The following is a 19,340-nucleotide window of genomic DNA, read 5'->3' as shown; positions in this document are numbered from 1 at the left end:
ATGTTTAATTGCTAAAAACCAGGGTTTTGAATGTAAAGACCTTTTGTAAAACTGATCTCTCTTTGCGGGATGGGCAAATATTCGTCCCTGCCTGCGGTGAATTTGGCGGTCGCCAGAAATGGCCGTCTCACTTTTTCTTTTTCAAGATAAGCATTGAGCGTTTTTTCGGCAATGCCCCAGCGTACCAGGTCAAAGAAGCGGGGACTCTCTGTCGCGAATTCCAGTCTGCGTTCCCATTGCAGTGCCTTCCGCGCGTAGTCCTGCGTCCAGCCAGCGGAGCTGTACTCTTTCACATTGTATTTGGAGGCAAATGTTCCGTCAGCTTTTTTCAATCTTCCTGTGCTGGCTGCGGCCCTTTTACGAATTTGGTTGATCAGTGGCAATGCCATCGCCTGCTGCCCGAGTTCAATGTAAGCTTCTGCCTGCATAAGCAAAACATCGTCATAGCGAATGATATCGATGTTTTTGGATGACCCAATGAATGGTCCTTCTTTGTGATAAGACGCGCTGGTTGCCAGTTGCTGCTCTTTCATGGTGTGGAAAAAACCGTATACCCCCGGATCGCGTATCCAGCTGTTGCTCAATGGTTTGGTGTTGTCATACTTGTAAGGGTGACCATCAATTCCAACAGTGTGGTCCACGCGCGGATCGACGGTATCGGTATTGAAATCTACATTCTTATCGTTGAAGCTATCCATTTGGGGCAACCCGTTTGCATCTGTTTTGTAGGAATTGGCCAGGTTCTGGCTGGGCTGGTGAAATCCGCAGCAGCCATATTGTGGCGCACCGTGCGGGTAATTGAGGCCAGTCACATAACTGATCCGGCCCACAGCGGTACCATCATTGATACTATATTGAATGGCAAAAATCGATTCCGGGCCATTCTCAGTTTCGGCGATAAAGTTCTCGGCAAAGTCCGGCTGCAAACTGTACTGGCCTGAGCTGATCACCTGCTGCGTTAATGTCACTACCTCCTGCAACCTGGTCTTGTTAATGCTGGTAACCTTATGATTTGCGTCCTGTTCGTAGGCCTGGAATAGTCTCAATTTGGCCAGGTAAGCAGCTGCGGACATTTTATTTGCCCTACCAATCTGGGTTTGTTTCGCTGGCAAATTATCCACTGCAAACTGAAAATCCTCGCCGATTTTATTCCAGAGCTCATCATTGGTATACTTCACATTGGATTCCAGCAGGATCTGGTCGCTGTTCAGGTCCTCGGTGATGAAGGGAATATTTTTGAAAAGCATTTTGAGCATAAAATGAGAATGCCCGCGCAGAAAACGCATTTCGGCCTGCCGCTCTTTTTTAAGAGGAAACTCAGCGTCGGTCAATGTGCTGAGGCTGTTCAGTGCAGCATTCGCTCGTGAAATCGCTTTATAGAAATTTTCCCAGGTATACGGGTGCATCAGGCCCAGATCGGGGCGGGTAAGGTTATAATGTTCGTAAAAATCCACCTCGGCTACATCGGAAACCCCGCCTCCGCCCTTGTAGGCGTCATCCGAACGCACGCTCCCGTACACCCACATGCTGGTCATCGGGCCTACCATGTCATCATTACCTACACCTGCGTATGCGGCTGTGACGAGCGATTCAGCGCCGGAAGCTGACTTAATGTTGTCGGAGGAAAGTAAGCCCTTCGGTTCGTAGTCCAGGAAATCTTTGCAGGAAGTGGCCGTCAGCAGCGCACTGGCGGCAATCAGGCTGTATATCAGTTTGGTTTTCATGTTCTTTTGCTTAAATATTTTAGAAAGAAATGTTAATACCTGCCGTAATCGTCCGCGGGATCGGGATCGCATTGATATCCGTACGCTCAGGATCGGGTCCGGTAAAGCTCTTTGATTTGATCAAAAACAGGTTTTCTGCCATCACATACACGCGAATCCTTTGCAACTTGATCTTCTGCACCAAGTCGCTGCTCAGCGCATAACCCAGCTGCACATTCCTCAGCTTGAAATAGGAAGTATTGACATTGAAATAATCCGAAGAGCGGGTCTCATTATTGGGGTCAGACAGCGACAATGCAGGAATGCGGGAGCCGGTATTGGAGGGCGACCAGGCATCAAACACGCCCGGGCCCACATTTTCACGGCCGCGGATAAAGTTGTTGTAAAAAGTATATGAGTCAAAACCTTTTCTTCCAGCTATACCCGATCCAAAAATGGAAAGATCGAAGTTCTTATAAAAAGCCTCCACTTTCACATTGTATTCGAAGGCAGGCAATGTTGTTCCGAAAAACACGCGGTCCAGATCGTCGATCTTACCATCACCATTCGTATCCACATAGCGAATGCGGCCAGGGCCTGCGCCTACCTGGGCAGGAGCGGCATCTACTTCCTGCTGGCTTTGGAACAGGCCTGCTGTTTTGTAGCCAAACAGATCGAATTGAGAATGTCCTAAAATAGTCTGCGTCGCATTACCGGCATAGGCGGCCCTCACTTCTTCAGGTAACTGGGTGATTTTATCACGGAAACGGCTCACTCCGGCCATCACATTGTATGTGAAATCACCTTTTGGACGGGCATAGTAGCCTGCCGAAAATTCAAAACCATTGTTGCTTTTGGATGCACCATTGAGTACTCTCAGCTGGCCTTCGCCCACAGCCGACGCAATCGGCGGCGTGATCAGAATGTCGCTGGTTTTGCGTGTAAAATAGTCGAATGATCCCTGTATCATGCCGTCGAAGAATCCGAAATCAAGACCGAAGTTAGCTTCATCTGTGGTTTCCCATTTCAAATTAGGGTTCGCACCCTGGATGGAAACAAAGCCCGACGGCAGGTTGCCGGTATTGGCGCCATTCAGGTCATAGGCGGTTCCAATGTTGTAAAACTGGTCAAAAAAGCCGTTATGGCCGTTAGGAAATTGGGATTGCCTTGCACCATATCGCGTATCGTACAGACCAAATCGTGCCAAATCGCCGATTTCCTGGTTACCAACACGCCCCACGCCAGCCCGTAATTTCAGATTACTAATGTGTTTGACACTTTGAAAAAATTGCTCTTTATCAATGCGCCAGCCCACAGATGCCGCAGGGAAAATACCATAGGCATTTGCCGAACCAAACCGCGAGGAGCCGTCGCGCCGGATGGTGACCGCCGCCAGGTACCGGTCTGAAAAGCCGTAATCTACACGTGCAAATTGGGATAGTAACCTGCTTCCCGAGCCGCTGCCGGTCACATTTACATTGCCAGTGCCTGCGTTCAACACAAAGTAATCTTCCGTCTGAACTGCGAAACCCTCTTTTCTGGCAATTTCATAATCGGAGTCGTTTTTAATGGCTTCAATACCTGCCAAAAATTTGAAATGGTTTTTACCAAGATCCAGGTTATAGCGGATCGTGTTGGACCAGGTAATGCTCAAATAACGGTTCTGGTCAATGGTAAGGCTGTTATTGGCTCGCCCAAATGAACCTTCCTCGAAGGCTTGCTCAATGTTTTTGGCATAAAAACTGGCATTATCCGCTCCCAGACTGGATTTGATAAACAGATTTTTAAGCGGTTCAAATTCCGCAAACACATTACCGAACAACGTCAGGCGGTGTGCATTATCCCATTTATTGATCTCCTGCATGTGCAGCGGGTTGTTTCTGTCGGAATAACCAGACCCGATTGCGCCACCCCAGGAGCCGTCCTTGGCATAAACCGGAATGGTCGGAGCGAGGGTAACAGCCAAACCCGGTGTAAGCGCGCCGCCAATGTCAGTGGAAGCCAACGTTTCATTGGAGGAAGTCACCTGCATATTCGCACCGATTTTCAGCTTTCCGTCAAAAGCACTGGTCAACGCATTGATACGCCCGCTGAGCTTGCCATAATCGGTGTAGCGGAGCATACCTGTGTTTTTGTAATATCCCAAATTGACTTGCAATGAGGAGGTTTTGGTGCCACCCGAAATGGTCAGCTCGTTGTTGGTGACGATACCGGTTTTGTACATTTCGGCTTGCCAGTCCGTATCTCCGGCGGGCATATTCTGGTTTCCGCCTACCAATGGCTGCACTTTGACGCTGTTGAGTACCGGTTTGTTAAAATCTTTATTCCAATCAAATGCATAGAGCGCGCCATAGCCGTCTTCGGGATTTACACGGTCATTCACAGACGCCTGCCAGAGCGCACGGCCTCGGTCTGCAGCATTGAGCATTTTAAAGCGCGCGTATTTCTCAGACTGGGCCGAAACGCTGCTGTTGAAGTCAATGTTGATTTTTCCATTCGTATTGGCGCCATTCTTTGTGGTCACAATAATGACACCATTGGATGCTCTTGAACCATAAATGGAGGACGCTGACGCATCTTTTAACACCTGAATCGATTCAATGGAATTGGGATTGAGACCCTGAAAAACTTCCGGTCTTTTGGTCGGTACACCATCGATGATATACAAGGGGTCGGTATTTCCAAGGGTATTGGCACCACGGATCAGGATGCGGGAATTGGTACCGTTGGGCGAACCTGTTTTTTCAATATATAAACCAGGAACACGTCCCTGCAATGCCTGCATGGGGTTACCGGAACTGATATTTTTCAATGGTGCCATATCTACAACAGCTATGGCACCAGTTAGATCTTCTTTTTTGGAAGAAGTATAGCCGACTACTACCACCTCGGAGAGATTTTTGGAATCGGCCTGCATCGTCACGTCAATCACAGATTTTGTTCCAATAGCAACTTCCACTGCCTGCATACCTACATAAGAAAAGACTAAGGTAGCCCCGGAATTAACACCGATTGCGTACTTTCCCGAAACGTCGCTGACAGCTCCATTATTAGTGCCTTTTTCAAGTACACTCACGCCGGGTAATGCTTCACCGTCAGTGGCTTTTACGGTCCCGGAAGCGGTAATTTTTTGTGCCCACGCAGCTTGCCATGAGCCGATGATGACGAGTGTCATCCATAGTAATCTTTTGAACATAGTATTAATGGTTAATGGTGAGGAAATGATCCAATTCGGACTCTGAAACAGAAGGAGTTGCGCCCTGATAGGTGGCCACAATGGCGCCTACCGCACAGGCTTTCCGGAGCGCTTCCGAAATGTTGGTACCGGATAAATATTCTTTGAGAAACATGGCCAGGAATGAGTCACCGCTGCCAATGGTGTCCTGAACTTCCACCTCGTATCCTTCTTGGATGGTTATTTCGTCTTGGTAAAGTACTTTGGCACCTTCTGCTCCCAGGGTTACGATCACCATTTGTAGAGAAAATTTCTCAGAAAGAAACTTCATACGCGTCTCATTATCAGGTGATATGCCGTACCAATCGGCGACCGTGGCCAGTTCATGCTCATTCATTTTGACTATGTTGGCTTCGCGCAGCAGCAGCTCGGTAGTTGCCCTGTCGAAATGAGGTGGGCGGATATTGACGTCAAATACTTTCAATTTCGCTTCATGCAACAATTCAAACAATGTTTCTTTTGACTGCTGACTGCGTACGGCCAATGTTCCGTACACAAATACATCGGCCTCCTGAACCTGCTTTTTGTTAGCCGGCGTAACCTGAATGTAGTCCCAGGCTACGGGCTGGACGATTTTGTAGGTTACCTCGGTTTTGTCGGTCAGGTTGACTTTGACAATACCGGTCAAATGCGTTTGTCCTGTTTGGATCCATTGTGTGGACAGTCCCTGGCCCGTCAGGTAGTCCAGCAGTTCAACACCCAGGTCGTCATTACCCACGCGACTGATGAATGCGGGATCGAGGCCGAAGTTTTTGAGGTGGATGGCTACGTTCATCGGAGCGCCGCCGGGCTGCTTGCCGCTGGGGAGCATATCCCAGAGCATTTCACCAAAAATTACAATTTCAGTACACATATAAGTGATCGGTTAGTGAAGGATCATTGTTTTTTCAGTGCGTTCCAGGGAGGTACCCTTGGTTTCCGGCATGAACCGCCAGACGAAAATGAGCTGCAACACCATCATCAGCGCGAAAAATGAAAACGTGATGCCGCCGCCAAAGTATTCCGCAATGATGGGGAAGGAGAAGGCGATCAGCGCGGCCATAAACCAATGGGTAAAACTGCCCAGCGCCTGCCCGCTTGCTCTGACTTCATTTGGGAATATTTCGGAGATGAAAACCCAGATAACGGCTCCCTGAGAGAAGGCGAAGAAGGCAATGTAGACAAAAAGAAAGACAGGTACGCCTGTGAAATCCTGTATGAAAAATGCCCTGGCAACCAATGCAAGCGTAATAATGACGCCAACGGAACCAGTAAACATCAACGTGCGACGACCGAATTTGTCGATGAAATTGATAGCAAGCAGTGTAAAGGCAAAATTGACAAAACCGATCCCGGCCGAGGAAAGAAATGCTGCCTTGGTCCCTAATCCGGTCATTTCGAAAATCCGCGGACTGTAATAAATGATCGCGTTGATGCCAGAGACCTGATTGAAAACAGCGAAGAGGATGGCCAAGGTTACCGGAGATTTGTATCGGGCTGAAAAAAGCCGTGACTGTTTGCTGCCGGATGCCTCTTCATGTGCATTAATAATAGCAGAAAGGGTCTCTTCGCTTGTGTTGGCATCGATCAGTTCAAGGATTTCACGCGCTTCCTGCACCTTGTTTTTTTTGATCACCAGCCAGCGTGGACTTTCCGGTACGTAAAGAATGGCCAGCAGAAACACCAGTGACGGCAATGCTTGTACGCCGAGCATCCAGCGCCAGGCGTGATCGCCCATATCCTGCATGAAATAATTGGAGAAGTAGGCGATCAGAATACCGAATACCACATTGAACTGAAACAGCCCGACCATTTTACCGCGCGACTTGGCGGGCGAGATCTCGGATATGTACATAGGGGCGGCCACGGATGATGCGCCTACGCCGAGGCCACCTAGAAACCGGAAGAAAAGGAAAATGTTCCAGTCAGTGGCAAATGCGGAACCCAGGGAAGATACCAGGTAGAGGACCGCGATCCAGAACAGGGTGGTTTTGCGTCCGAGCCTGTCTGTGGGTATGCCGCCGAGCATTGCGCCGAGCACCGTGCCGATGAGTGCGATGGAGACTGTGAACCCGTGTTCTACGGGCGAGAGGTCCCACAATAATTGAATGGCTTTTTCCGCTCCCGAGATCACCGCCGTGTCGAACCCGAAGAGGAATCCCCCCAACGCTACTACGACCGACCACACTAGTACTTTACTGTTTTTCATTTCTAGTTCTGATTTTTGATCAAAACTAGCGCAGTAACATACTTTGAATAACTAAAAAATATCTCAAAAAAGTTAAACTTTGATACGGAGTGCTATTGAAGGCGTATTGTAATGATTATCAACGTTTTAGGTTGGTAGGGTGACACAATATTGAAAGTGCGGGTTTAAAATTTGATACATAGTCTTTCAAAAATGTAACATGGTTCAGGATTTTTTATATTCCATCGGCGTTTGGTTATATTTTGTTTTGAAGGCCGTGGAGAAATAAGTAGGAGAGGAGAAGCCCACTTTGTAGGCAATGTCTGAAACGGTCAGGTCGTCGCGTCTCAGTAAAAATTTAGCTTTATTCAATCTAAGCTGCTGAATGTACTCATTAACGCTCATGCCGAGGAGCGCTTTCACTTTCCTGTACAGCTGCACGCGCGACATGCCCAGGTCCCGGCCAATGTCTTCCACGCTGAGCTCGGAGTTGCCGTAATTTTCTTCAATGTAAGCCGTGAATTGGGTAATGAACTTCTTATCCAGCTTATTGGGATTGTTCACTGTCGATGACTCAATGGGCAGCTCACTGGTGTAATGTTCGCGTAGGATCGCACGGTTTTTCAGCAGCGCCCTGATCAATTCTGCAACATATTGGAGGTTGAATGGCTTGGTAATGTAAGCATCCACGCCGGTCTGGATACCTTCGATCTGTTGCTCGGTAGTGGTTTTTGCAGTGAGCATGATCACCGGGATATGTGATGTCCTGAAATCGGTTTTAAGCATGACCGAAACGCTGAGCCCGTCTTTGCCCGGCAGCATCACATCGCAAATGATCAGGTCCGGAATGTGTTCAAAAGCCATTCTGAGACCTTCTTCGCCGTCGGCAGCTTTATAGATCTGGTAGCTATTTTGCAGTTTTTGTTCCATTAACCGCACCAGGTCGGCATTGTCCTCAATGAGCAGCACAGACTGTTCTTTCGGCTGACCAGTGATGGGGACTGGAATAAGCTCCGCATTGGTATCTTCTGAAAGTTCAAAATTGCGGGCGATCGAAATGTCTTCAATGGGTTCATCTTGAAGTTCATCCTGCTGCAAATGCGTACTACCTAATGGTAGTTCAATGGTAAAACAGGTTTCCCGGCCCGGCTCGCTGCGTACCGAAATACGGCCTTGGTGCAGGGTGATGAGTTCTTTGGATAATGCCAGTCCCAGGCCAGTACCAAGGGTTTTATAACTGTTTTCTCCCTGATAAAAGACTTCAAATGCGTGCGCGATCTCGGAAGGCGTCATCCCGATCCCATTATCTTCCACCCTGATCTGTGTATTGTCCGCTGAGGTGTTGATATACAAATAGATACGTCCTTTGTCGGGGGTGAATTTAAATGCATTGGAAAGCAGATTGAAGATCACTTTATCGAGCATTGTAGCATCAAACCAGACGCGTATTTCGGGATCGGAGGAAATGAGCTGGAAGTCAATTTTACGACGGGAAGCTATTTTTTCAAAAGAAACCATGATATCCCTGACAAATGCGACCAGATTCTGTTCTCCGGCCCGGAGCTTCATTTTATTGCTGCCCAGTTTCCGAAAATCCATCAGCTGATTCACTAGCCGGAGTAGCCTTAATGTGTTTTTACGGATCAGCGAAAGTTCCTGCCGGATCAGCGGATCGCGGATTTTGTCATTGGAAAGAATGTCCTCCACCGGGGCGAGTATCAGCGTGAGTGGCGTGCGGAACTCGTGGGAAATGTTGGTGAAAAATTTCAATTTGGCCTCATTCTCAATGCCAGCACGCTGGGCCAGCTGCTCGATCTGATTTTTCTGGTCCGATATCTCGTGATTTTGAGATTCCAGTCGTTTGTTAATCTTGCGGTTTTCCCGAAGTGAATAAAAGGACAATGCACCGAAGAGTAAAGCGAGCGCCAGCGTCACCGAAACAGCGTAAATAATGATGGTCTGATTTTCCGAAATCGCCCTCTGTTCTTCGATTTTTTCCTGCCGTCTTTCAATGTCCTGCTCCTGAGCGACTAGCTTTTCACTCTGTAACTTCATGATCCTCACGTTTGTAGAGTCGATCATGGTGATCTGCAATCTGTTTTCCCTTTTAAATGCTTCTTTTTGTAAAATGGAAATGGCGGTGCGGATAGCCTCTTCGCCGCCGGTAGGGTAAAGCACCGTAGCATTCAAAATGCCCCTGTCCACCAGGTCTATGCCTCCGTCGCGGCCGGTAAGTCCGTCAACACCGATAAGCTTGATCTCTTTTTCCAGACCCAAACTTTGGCATACCCTGAATGCTGTCAATGCACGGCGGTCGTTTTGACAAAAAATAACGTCAATGTTGGAATTGTCCCTTAACGTGGCTGTAAGCGGTTTTTGAAAGGAATATTTGTCCCAGTCACCGTCGAGCTTGGTTACCAGGCGAATGCCCGGGAAGTGACTGATACTCTCCGCAAAACCTTGATGGCGATCAATGTCCGCAGAAGAACCGGGCTTCTCGCTAATCTCGATCACATTGCCTTTGCCTTTCAAAAGGGTGTTCGCATAAGCGCCGGCCACTTGCCCTACTTCCACATTATTGGCTCCAACATAGGCAGTATACTGATCTGAGTTGGTTTTTCGGTCCAATATAATGACGGGAATGCCATTTTGGTAGGCTTTTTCAACGATAGGTGTAATGGGCTTTGCTTCATTGGGCGACACGATGAGCAGATCAATATCCTGACTTATGAACTCCGATATCTGCTGAATTTGCTTGGCTGAGTTGCCGCCCGCATCCTTCATGATGAAATTAATCTCCGGATGAAACGAAAGTTCCCGGTACATACTTTCCTGCATGGTTTTACGCCAGTTATCCGCACCGGTACATTGGGAAAAACCGATCGTAAACTGCTTTGGCTCTTGCTTTGTGCAGGCCGCTAACAGTAAAATAAGCACGAAAAGAGCTGCGGCAGATTTCAAAGTTTTCAGGTATATATTCGGTAATTTGAGTCGGTCAAAAGTATCATTAATTGCACAATTACTTACCTTGCGCCGCATTCATATTTACTAAAATTTCATGAAAAAATTATTTTTATTAGGCTTGATGTGCATTTCCTGCTCCATGGTTTCTGCACAGGTATCGTCAGGCGGTTTGGGTTTTGCCCGAATTAATCACCTTGCGTTACAAGTGAAGGATATCCCCGCTAGCCGGGATTTTTACAGGGACATTGTGGGTATGAAACCGGTGGAAGTGCCTGATACCCTCAAAGCAATCCGGGCGTGGTTTGATGCCGGAGACGGGCAAATGATCCATTTGCTGGCAGGCCGCACGACGCCAGTCGTTAATGATAAAAACGGCGGTCATTTTGCATTGTTCGTGGTTTCAATTGCAGGAGCTGAAAAGTTTTTGACAGAAAAGAAAATCGCGTTTCATAAGCAAGTGAGATTCGATGGAGTTACGCAAATTTATTTTGCCGATCCGGATGGCTATCTGATCGAGCTCAATGAGAAGAAGAAATAGGTTCAGTACCCGGTTCAGGCGCCGGGGTTCTGGCTTTTGAAGAACTGCACTTTTTTAAACATGTCAATCAGGGTACTTACTTTCAGTTTTTCGAAAATTCTGGCTTTGTAGGTACTTACTGAACTTTCCGTCAGGCTGAGCCGGATTGCAATTTCTTTGGTCCAATATCCTTCAATAAGCATATCCATTACTTCAAGCTCCCGCTGCGAGAGCCCCTCTAATGGATTTTCTCCATAGGATTTGTTGTCCAGCGTGTTGCGCAGTAGCTGTTGCTGCACGGCCACGCTGATGTAGTTACCAGCTTCTAGCATGGATAATATCGCTTTCTTGATCTCGGCCTGCGATCCGTTTTTGGACAGAAAACCGTTGGCGCCCGCTTTAATGTAGTGCAGCGCGTAAACTTCTTCTTCCAGGCTTGAAAAAATAAGTATCAGTACTTTGGGACTGATCTCGCGGATCTTTGGGATCATATTGAAACCCTCTCCATCGGGAATATTAATGTCAAGCAAAATCAAGTCAATGGAGTTCGAGGCTAATTTGACCATCGTTTCTGCCAAACTGGCGGCTTCATGCACAGTTACCGGATCCAGCAAATCGAGAATGAGGAACCTGGTTGCAAGTCGAACAATTGCATGGTCTTCAACCAGTAGTATATGTTTCATTAAGTTGGAAGTCTGTGGATGCTTGGTCGGACTATTGTGCGTTATCAAATTCAGTCGGAAATTGATGTTGAATCAAACATAAAAAGTAATTAAAGTAATAATTACCAGACCGATTTGCAATATTTAGCGACAGTGTCGTACAAGTTTACAATATATTATTTTGTTCCTCAAAATAATTTCTATTTATTAATTTAGTGCTACTTGCAAGCCAGAATTATTTCTATTTTTCAAATAAAAAAATAGAGAGCTTTCCATCGGAAACGCTCTCTATTTTAGTACATAGCATTGCTTAAAAACTATTTGACGGGTCTTTTAAAGATCGACTCGTCGACTTTGCTGTTTACAACTACTTTGCTGGTAATAAACGACATAGCGCCCATTTGCGGATTGCTGATCTCCATGGTGTTCGGGAATTTCACACCTTCAATTTCTTTGTAATCCGAAAGGTCTATTTCGCCATCCTGGCCATTCATTGAAATCTTCACCTTACTTACCAGATAAGTCTCAGCATCCAGGAATTGGTCCATGACCTGCCCGTCCTTGGTAGTTACTTTCAGGTGGTAAACGTCCTTCTTGTCGAGTTTTTCTTTACCAACCAATTCGATGGCGTTGCCTTTTTCTTTGTAGTTAACCAATCCGCCGAAAGGATCCAGCGAGCTGAGTTGTTGTTTCAGCTGATCGGCCGGCATATCCTCGGGTTCACCTGTTCCTCCCATCATCGTCGGGCGGATCATCCATCCCGTACCACCGTCTACGACCTGCACCATCGAATTGCCCATTACGGTAGACTCGGTACGAACCGATTTGCCCACGACAAGCGTCGTTTTGTTCGGTATTTCCATTCCCTGCACTGCCAGAGAGCGATCTGTGATGATTGTATTCACAGCTTTAATCTTATCTAATCCGCCGAGGGCGGCCACATGCTTATCCACGATTTCGTCAACACTCTGGCCGTAGGATGCGACTGAAATCAAGGTCGCTAAGGTTGCGACGAATAGTTTGTTTGTTTTCATATCTAAGTTTTATTATTGATAAACAGTTTGTGAACCCAAAAGCAATATACGTGTCATAACTACCTTGGAGCGCTTCCGCCACTAGCCGGTGCTCCGCCGCCAGACTGTTGTCCACCGCTTCCGTCGCTTTTCACGTCGTCATTGTTAACTGATTTCGCCTTCTTTTTCGGAGCATCCATGGTCATTTTACCAATTTTGTAGGTAAATGTCAACCGGATACCACGGTTATAAAGGTATACATCATTAACCTGGTTGAACTGGATCGAAGTCAGCTCGGTGTGAATGTTGTAACGCTTGCTTAGGAAGTTCTCGGCAGCAAGTCCAACACTTCCCTTTTTGTTGCCAAATTCTTTTTTGACACCCAGGGTGTAGAAACCGAAGCCTCCCTGATTTCCCTGCAACTGAACCTGGTTACCCTGCATGAAACCAAAAGCCTGCGCCCCCCATCCGTTTTTAAAGGTAGCCTGGGAGAAAATACCGCCGCTTACATTGAAGCCGTTATTGTTGATTTCCTGTGCAAGACCGTTCTGTCCAATGGTTTGGCCGGTTAATGTAGTGTAAAACACGTTAGCAAATAGCCCGACATTGATTTTGGAGGTGGCGGCAACGTTGGCAAAAAGGTTGGTACCATATGCGTGCTGCTTACCGATGTTCTCAAAAGTGGTCACAATCGCACCTGCCAATGTATCGGATGGCTGGCGTACCTGGCTGATCGCATTGTTGGTTACCCGGCCAAAGAAAGTAGCATTTATAAACGTTTTCTTGATGTTCTTGCTCAATCCCAGTTCAAAGTTGTTGGTAAGCTCCGGACGCAGCTCGGGGTTACCTATTGTAATGTTCTGCGGGTTAGCTGAGTTGAAGTTAGGGTTAAGCTGCTGTAAGCCCGGACGCTGTATACGGCGGTTGTAAGCCAGCTTCACCGTAGTTCCTTTAAAAGTTTTGGAAGCATTGACACTCGGTACCAGCACGCCGTAGTTACCCACGCCCACAGTTCCCTCATTAGTACTGGCATCGATGAAAGTATGCTCGTAACGTAAGCCTCCTTTGATGGTATATCGTTTTTTGGTGGTATAAGTATAAGAAGTATAACCTGCAGCTATATTCTGATGATAGGTAAGGTCTCCGGCAGGCTGGTCTGTTTCAGGACGGAAGTCGCCGGTCGGCTCAGCGGTCAGGAAGCTGTATGCACTTGTTACCTCACGGAAAATTCCTTTTCCACCAAATTCCAGCAATTGGTTTTTCTTGATAGGCGTTTGATAATCACTCTGGAATGTAAACTCCTGATTGATGTTTTTGTTCAGATTGCGCTGGCGGCTGGTCAATTCCTTGCTACCATTGAGCAGGTTCGCGTCAAAGTCGTTGGTCAGATCATTGCGGCTGTAAAGTGTAGACATGCTCCATTCCTGCTGCGGCTTGAATGTGTGCAGGTAGTCCAGGTTCACATCCACTGTACCCGAAAGGTTTTTGGCATCCACATTCCGGCTGGTAACAACATCCGAAGACCCTGTTTTCATGAGGCGTGTGATCAGGTCCTGCTGGTTACTGAAATTCCGGACGCCGTATTTTACCCCCGCAGTAATGCTCTGGTTCTTCGCAAGATCATAGTCAAAACCTAGGTTGTAATTCCCAAAAAGCCCGTGGCTGGAACCGTCACCCGTCTGGCGGGTTGTAGTGGCTATATTTTCCACTGTACTGCTTTGTTCCAATGACGTTTTGGTTACGGTATTGTAAATTCCGCGACCGAATCCACCGATGGTAAATCCTGCCTTCCCTTTGCGGTAGCCACCATTCAGCGAAAGCATCGAGCCCCTGTTACCGACACCGGTATCTATATTGAGGTTGAGCCCTTGCAAGCTGTTCTTTTTGGTAATGATATTAATGATACCACCCGAGCCTTCCGCATCGTATTTAGCAGAAGGGCTGGTAATCACCTCCACAGACTTGATCTGATCAGCAGGAATTTGTTTCAATGCATCGGCCACACTGTTGGCAATAATGGTACTCGGCTTGTTGTTGATCAGCACGCGGATATTCTGGCTTCCTCTCAATGACACATTACCGTCCAGGTCCACGGTCAGCAAGGGTACTTTTCGCAAAATGTCGGTTGCGTCACCACCTTTGGCTGTAATGTCTTTTTCAGCATTATAAACCAGCCTGTCCACTTTTTCTTCAATAAGTGCAGCCTGGCCGGTCACAGTTACTTCGTTCAGCGTTTTGGTATTGGAGCTGAGTGAGATCACGCCAAGGTCCAGTTCCTGGCCTTTTTCGAGTTTGATGTTGTCCAGTGTTTTGTTACCGTATCCAATGAATGATACCAGTACTTTATAGTCTCCGGCTACAATTTTGGTAAGGGCAAATTTTCCTTTTTCATCCGCCACGGTTCCATCCACCGCTTGTCCGTTTGCCTTATTGTAAAGCGCAATGCTGACAAATTCAATGCCTTTGGAGGAGGCTGAGTCAGTTACGGTACCTGTAATTTTGGAGTTTCCTTTTGGGCTTTGGTCGCCCGCGGTACCGGGTAGGGCCTTCGGTTTCGCTGCTCCACCGGTGATGGGAAATTGGGCAAATGCCGGGGAGAGGAGAGAAGTAAGAACGATAGTAAGAGTGAGAAGAAGTTTTGTCATTTTCATGGTTTTTCAAATTAACGCTATAAAAATGCGACAGAAAGAACCTACCGGAAAGTAAATTATGACAAAGGATGGAATTAGCGGGATGGACGACCGCAATGCAGCGATGGGTGATCCGTCTATTTTCCCATCCACTTTTTAAACGATGCAACTTTCTCACGACTCACAATGGTCTCTTTGTTTAAATGCGGCTTCAAACGCAGGGATAGGCGGTTGCCAAAATAGTCGCCGATGAGCTCCACCGACCTGATCGAAATGATAAATGCACGGCTGATACGGAAAAATTCATTCGGGTCCAGCAGCTCTTCCAGCTCGTCCATATTGTAGTCCACAATGAACTGCTTATCCTCGCTGGTCTTGAAAAAACTAAAACGCTCTTCGCTGTAAAAATACGCGATCGTCTCTACTTCGACCGATACCAGCTTCTGAACATGTTTAACCAAAAACCGCTTCCGGTATTCCCTGGGTACGAATTGGTTTTGCAGCTCTCTTACCAGCTTTTCAATGTTAGTGGTCTGGCTGTCGGGCATCTGGCTGAAAGTCTGTTTGAATTCTTTAAACTTTTCCAGCGCGGCTTCCAGGTCTTCTGTTTGCACAGGTTTGAGCAGATAATCAATGCTGTTTACCTTGAAGGCGCGCAATGCATATTCGTCATAGGAAGTGATAAAAATGACCGGGCTTTTCACTTTGATCTGGTCAAATATCTCAAAACTCTGTCCGTCTGCGAGCTCGATATCCATCAGTATCAGATCAGGAGCGGGGTTTTGGCTTAGCCAGGCAACCGAGGAATGAATGCTGCCGGTCACGCCAATCACCCGGGCGTCTCCGTCGACCTTTTCCAATGTCTTTTTCAGCTTGTCAACTGCCAGCTCTTCGTCTTCAACTATTAAAATATTCATTGCTGCGCTTAATTAAATTATTGGGTGCTTACAGTGGTGTTATTTGAAATTTCTGATCAGCGGGATAATGACGGTAAAGTCGGTTTTACTTTCATGAATGATAATATCGGGCTGGTTGAGTAGCCGGTATTTGGCCGAAATATTGGCCAGCCCGATCTTGCTGGACTGTACTTTCAGCCGCTTTTTATACAATGTGTTGCTAACAGTCAGGTTATCATTTGCATCCGTACCGATCGTGATCACAAGCGGCTCTTCTTTGAGAATGATGTTATGTTTGACCGCATTTTCAATAAGCATTTGCAGTGTTAGCGGCGGTAGCAGGTAATCTTCATGGGTTTTCTCCACTGACATTTGCAGCACGATACCGTCGCCATAACGAGTCTTCAACATATGAAAATAGGAATTTAAAAACCTGATTTCCGCTGCCAGGGAGGTCAGCTCCTGCTCATTGGTCCTCAACAAATAGCGGTACACCTTACTCATCTCATCCAGGAACATCTCCGCTTTATCGGGGTTTTTACTAATCAATGCCGATAATGAGTTCAGGCTATTGAACAAAAAATGCGGGTTAACCTGACTTTTTAGCCCGTCGAGCTGACTTTGCAGGTTTTCTCTTTTCAGCTTCTCCGCTTCCAGTTTCAGCGTTTCCGCTTCCAGTAATGTGCTCCGCCATTTTTCGAACACATATAATCCTTCATAGAAACTGGTCGCCACGAGATTGATCAGTAAGCCTGACAATAAAGCCAGAATGAAGCTTTTAAGATCAAATCGATAACCCAAAAAACCGGTCATGTGAAATGCGTAAAAAAGAATGCAGGTAATGAGGCCGGTGAGTGGTACATATATACAGCCTGAAATGAGTAATCGTCGTGTGGTTTGCGTCACATCCTGCAACGCGATGCGCATGTAATGTCCCGCCAGGATGTGCAGCCGCCAGGAAATGATCCAGGTAATGCACACGATCAGGGTCGCCCATGTCAAAACGCGCTGCTCTTCAAAATATCTTTTGCCAAAAAGCAGGTATGCCAGATTGATGAAAAATGGAAGGCAGATCAGCATTACCCAGATATCATTTTTGGTGATAGGGCTTTTCAGGATGGACTTAAACGAGGGTATATAAGGCATTCTATGGCTCAGGCTGGCTTGTTAAACGACTTCAAAATTCCGTTTCCGTCCGAAAAGAAACAACCAGAACCTTGCTGTAGTGTCATTATAGCTATCTGAACTGGAATCAACCAAAATACTGATTTCACCTTTCATTTCCTCGATACACAATTTTCTACAATTCAGTGGCCATAAATCGCAGTTCAGAGATGATCGAATTTTCCTGCCCTTTCAAAAAACTCAGTTTTGCCAAAAAGAAACACAAAACCATTTTAACATTTATTAGCAATGAAAACAATCATTTTATCAGCCATCGCAGCCACCATTCTCTGGACGGGCTGTACTACCGACCATGTGACACAAAAATCTCAGTATGTACTGGATCAGACTTCTGTGGCCGAGTGGAAAGGTTCTATGCCCGGTACGTTCAATATCGGGTCTTTTGATGTAGAAAGTGAGGACTTGCAAGCGGAGAATGGCCGGATCAACAGTGGTACATTCATCATTCCGATCGCTTCGATTAAGAATTTTAATTTGCCCGACGACTTGAAACCACAGCTGCTGGGACACCTGCAAAGCGCAGATTTCTTCAATGTAGTATTGTTTCCGGAAGCAACTTTCAAGATCACTGGCATTGCACCGTACGCTGGAACGGACACCGCAGCAGTAGTTGGCGCTAACTACCTGGTAACGGGCGACTTTACGATGATCGGCAAAACAAACACTATCAACTTTCCGGCCAAAATTGATGTAAGCAATGATAAGTTATTAACGGAAGCTAAGTTCAAAATAAACCGTACACTGTGGGGTATGAACTACGCTACTGACCCGAAAGCTGAGGGACATTACATTTATTCGGACGTCGATATTCACCTGAAAATTTCAGGTACAAAGAAATAATCGCTATACCGCACTCAAATTCCGTTCAGCTCCACTTCTGTAAATGCCTTCTCCCTGCCAGTCAATTTCTGGCGGGTTTTGGCTACTTCTTCGGTCGTGATCTTGTCAGCATTGTTGCGCCAAGACTTGCGAATGTAGCTCAGCAGCTGGGCAATGTCTTCGCTGGGCATATCTTTATCGTAGCCGATACCAGGCATATCACCGCTCACTTCGGGAGTTTGGTACACGTGACCATTCACTTTGACGGGGCCTGTCAAGCCGAAAAGAACGATAGAGATCAGCTTGTCTTTACTGCCCGTCACCCATTCTGACTGGTTCAATGGCGGGGCCAGTGATTTCACGCCTCCACCATCAGCGCCGTGACAGGTTTGGCATACGGAAGTGAACAATGCTTCCCCTTTTGGAAATTCCTTTTTCAGCATTTCCGGGTTGCGGTTGCCCTGAGCACTTTTAACGGCGGTTACTACTCTTTGCAATTGTTTGTTGAAAACCAGGTTAGGGTCGGAAAGTGACGCACTCACTTCGCCTTGGAACACTTCCTCCTGGTCTTGCAGGTTGCTGATCACGGCATCGGAAACAAAGCGGTTGTTAGGATATTTGGCAGCTAGCTTCGTTAGCAGTCCGCGTGATGCAATCGGATCAAATTTTTCAATGCTTTTGCAAATAAAAGCAACATAAGGAGCTGACAGTGTATCATTTTCATTCACCATTCCGTCTAATGCGGAGGCAATTTGCTTGTAAGATGTCGGCGTCATAATGGAAGAAGAAACGGACAATGCTTGCATCTTATAGGTCCAGGATTGGCTCAGCCATGCCAGTACCTCTTCGGTTTTGAGTGCATGAAGACCTTCCAATGTCCACAATGCATGGATCGCCAGTAATGGATTGGCAGTCTGTTTAATGGCCTCGCGCAATGCTGGTACGGTTTGGTTGTACTTGCCGTCGATCAGTTTTTGCTGCGCGCGATCGCGTACCCAGCCATTGGTGTGACCCAATAACTTCACCAATTCCCCTGCCTCATCCGAGATAAGTACCGGGCGAGGTTTAGTGTTTTTGGGGACAATTTTATAAATGCGTCCAGCCGAAAGTGGTTGCGTCAGGTCTCTTTTCCCGATCTGATCTTTCAAATATGGGGTCAGATAGGTTTTATGCTGGATAATGCCGCGGTACATATCGAGTACGAACATAGAACCGTCCGGTGCATTGTACAGGCTGACGGGGCGGAAACGCTCATCGGTGCTGGCGAGAAATTCTTTGCCTTTATAGGCCTGCTCACCTTTTACTATATATCCCTTTTCATTGAGAATATTCCGTTTGATCAGGTTAGCGGAAGGTTCGGGTACGAATGCATTGAAATCATAAGCCTTGCTGAACAGATCACCACGGTACACGACAGGACCGGCTGCGGCCGTAAAATCATTCAAACGCAGGCTGTCGTCCAGCACATTTTTCATGTAGCCGCGGTTCACGCCGGGGGTGGAGTGCAAAGGATATACTTTGTTATTGGCGACTGATTTCTCATTATAAC

Annotated in this window: 13 protein-coding genes; 2 read left to right on the top strand and 11 right to left on the bottom strand. The window is 46.9% G+C overall.

Annotated features, from left to right (window positions below):
- Window positions 1-11 precede the first annotated feature (11 nt).
- The 5 genes from ABIO93_RS31420 to ABIO93_RS31400 all read right to left on the bottom strand — a co-directional run bounded on the left by ABIO93_RS31420 (window position 12) and on the right by ABIO93_RS31400 (window position 10,066).
- Window positions 12-1,724, bottom strand: coding sequence for a RagB/SusD family nutrient uptake outer membrane protein (locus ABIO93_RS31420; RefSeq protein WP_348074003.1), 1,713 nt, complete (start codon window positions 1,722-1,724; stop codon window positions 12-14).
- 19 nt (window positions 1,725-1,743) lie between these two features.
- The gene (locus ABIO93_RS31415) at window positions 1,744-4,899 is read right to left on the bottom strand and encodes a TonB-dependent receptor (protein ID WP_348074002.1); all 3,156 of its coding nucleotides are present in this window, start codon (window positions 4,897-4,899) and stop codon (window positions 1,744-1,746) included.
- Window positions 4,900-4,903: 4 nt separating this feature from the next.
- Window positions 4,904-5,791, bottom strand: a complete 888-nt coding sequence (locus tag ABIO93_RS31410) for a carbohydrate kinase (RefSeq protein WP_348074001.1) — start codon at window positions 5,789-5,791, stop codon at window positions 4,904-4,906.
- 12 nt (window positions 5,792-5,803) lie between these two features.
- On the bottom strand, window positions 5,804-7,126 hold the full coding sequence (locus ABIO93_RS31405) for a sugar porter family MFS transporter (RefSeq protein ID WP_348074000.1): 1,323 nt from the start codon (window positions 7,124-7,126) through the stop codon (window positions 5,804-5,806).
- 204 nt (window positions 7,127-7,330) lie between these two features.
- Window positions 7,331-10,066 (bottom strand): substrate-binding domain-containing protein, encoded by a 2,736-nt coding sequence (locus ABIO93_RS31400; RefSeq protein ID WP_348073999.1) that lies wholly within the window; start codon window positions 10,064-10,066, stop codon window positions 7,331-7,333.
- 97 nt (window positions 10,067-10,163) lie between these two features.
- On the opposite strand from ABIO93_RS31400, the gene ABIO93_RS31395 reads away from it, so the two are divergent.
- Window positions 10,164-10,607, top strand: coding sequence for a VOC family protein (locus tag ABIO93_RS31395; RefSeq protein WP_348073998.1), 444 nt, complete (start codon window positions 10,164-10,166; stop codon window positions 10,605-10,607).
- Window positions 10,608-10,621: 14 nt separating this feature from the next.
- Here ABIO93_RS31395 and ABIO93_RS31390 read toward each other — a convergent pair whose 3' ends face one another.
- The 5 genes from ABIO93_RS31390 to ABIO93_RS31370 form a co-directional block, all read right to left on the bottom strand.
- Complete coding sequence (locus tag ABIO93_RS31390; protein WP_348073997.1) at window positions 10,622-11,269, bottom strand: response regulator transcription factor; 648 nt, start codon at window positions 11,267-11,269, stop codon at window positions 10,622-10,624.
- Window positions 11,270-11,565: 296 nt separating this feature from the next.
- Window positions 11,566-12,282: an outer membrane lipoprotein-sorting protein gene (locus ABIO93_RS31385; protein ID WP_348073996.1), complete on the bottom strand. Its 717-nt coding sequence runs from the start codon at window positions 12,280-12,282 to the stop codon at window positions 11,566-11,568.
- A 59-nt stretch (window positions 12,283-12,341) separates the two neighbouring features.
- Entirely contained in the window at window positions 12,342-14,912 is a 2,571-nt protein-coding gene (locus ABIO93_RS31380; protein WP_348073995.1) for a TonB-dependent receptor, read from the bottom strand.
- A gap of 116 nt (window positions 14,913-15,028) precedes the next feature.
- Window positions 15,029-15,808 (bottom strand): LytTR family DNA-binding domain-containing protein, encoded by a 780-nt coding sequence (locus ABIO93_RS31375; protein ID WP_348073994.1) that lies wholly within the window; start codon window positions 15,806-15,808, stop codon window positions 15,029-15,031.
- 39 nt (window positions 15,809-15,847) lie between these two features.
- Window positions 15,848-16,933, bottom strand: coding sequence for a histidine kinase (locus ABIO93_RS31370; RefSeq protein ID WP_348073993.1), 1,086 nt, complete (start codon window positions 16,931-16,933; stop codon window positions 15,848-15,850).
- Window positions 16,934-17,200: 267 nt separating this feature from the next.
- On the opposite strand from ABIO93_RS31370, the gene ABIO93_RS31365 reads away from it, so the two are divergent.
- Window positions 17,201-17,812 (top strand): YceI family protein, encoded by a 612-nt coding sequence (locus ABIO93_RS31365; RefSeq protein WP_348073992.1) that lies wholly within the window; start codon window positions 17,201-17,203, stop codon window positions 17,810-17,812.
- A 14-nt stretch (window positions 17,813-17,826) separates the two neighbouring features.
- Here the strand turns inward: ABIO93_RS31365 and ABIO93_RS31360 are convergent.
- On the bottom strand, window positions 17,827-19,340 hold a 1,514-nt coding region (locus ABIO93_RS31360), incomplete at its 5' end, for a c-type cytochrome (RefSeq protein WP_348073991.1).

It is taken from the genome of Dyadobacter sp. (assembly GCF_039919315.1).
Taxonomy (GTDB): Bacteria; Bacteroidota; Bacteroidia; order Cytophagales; family Spirosomataceae; genus Dyadobacter.
The sequence above is the reverse complement of the archived record's forward strand: the minus strand, read 5'-3'. Positions and strand labels throughout refer to the sequence as shown.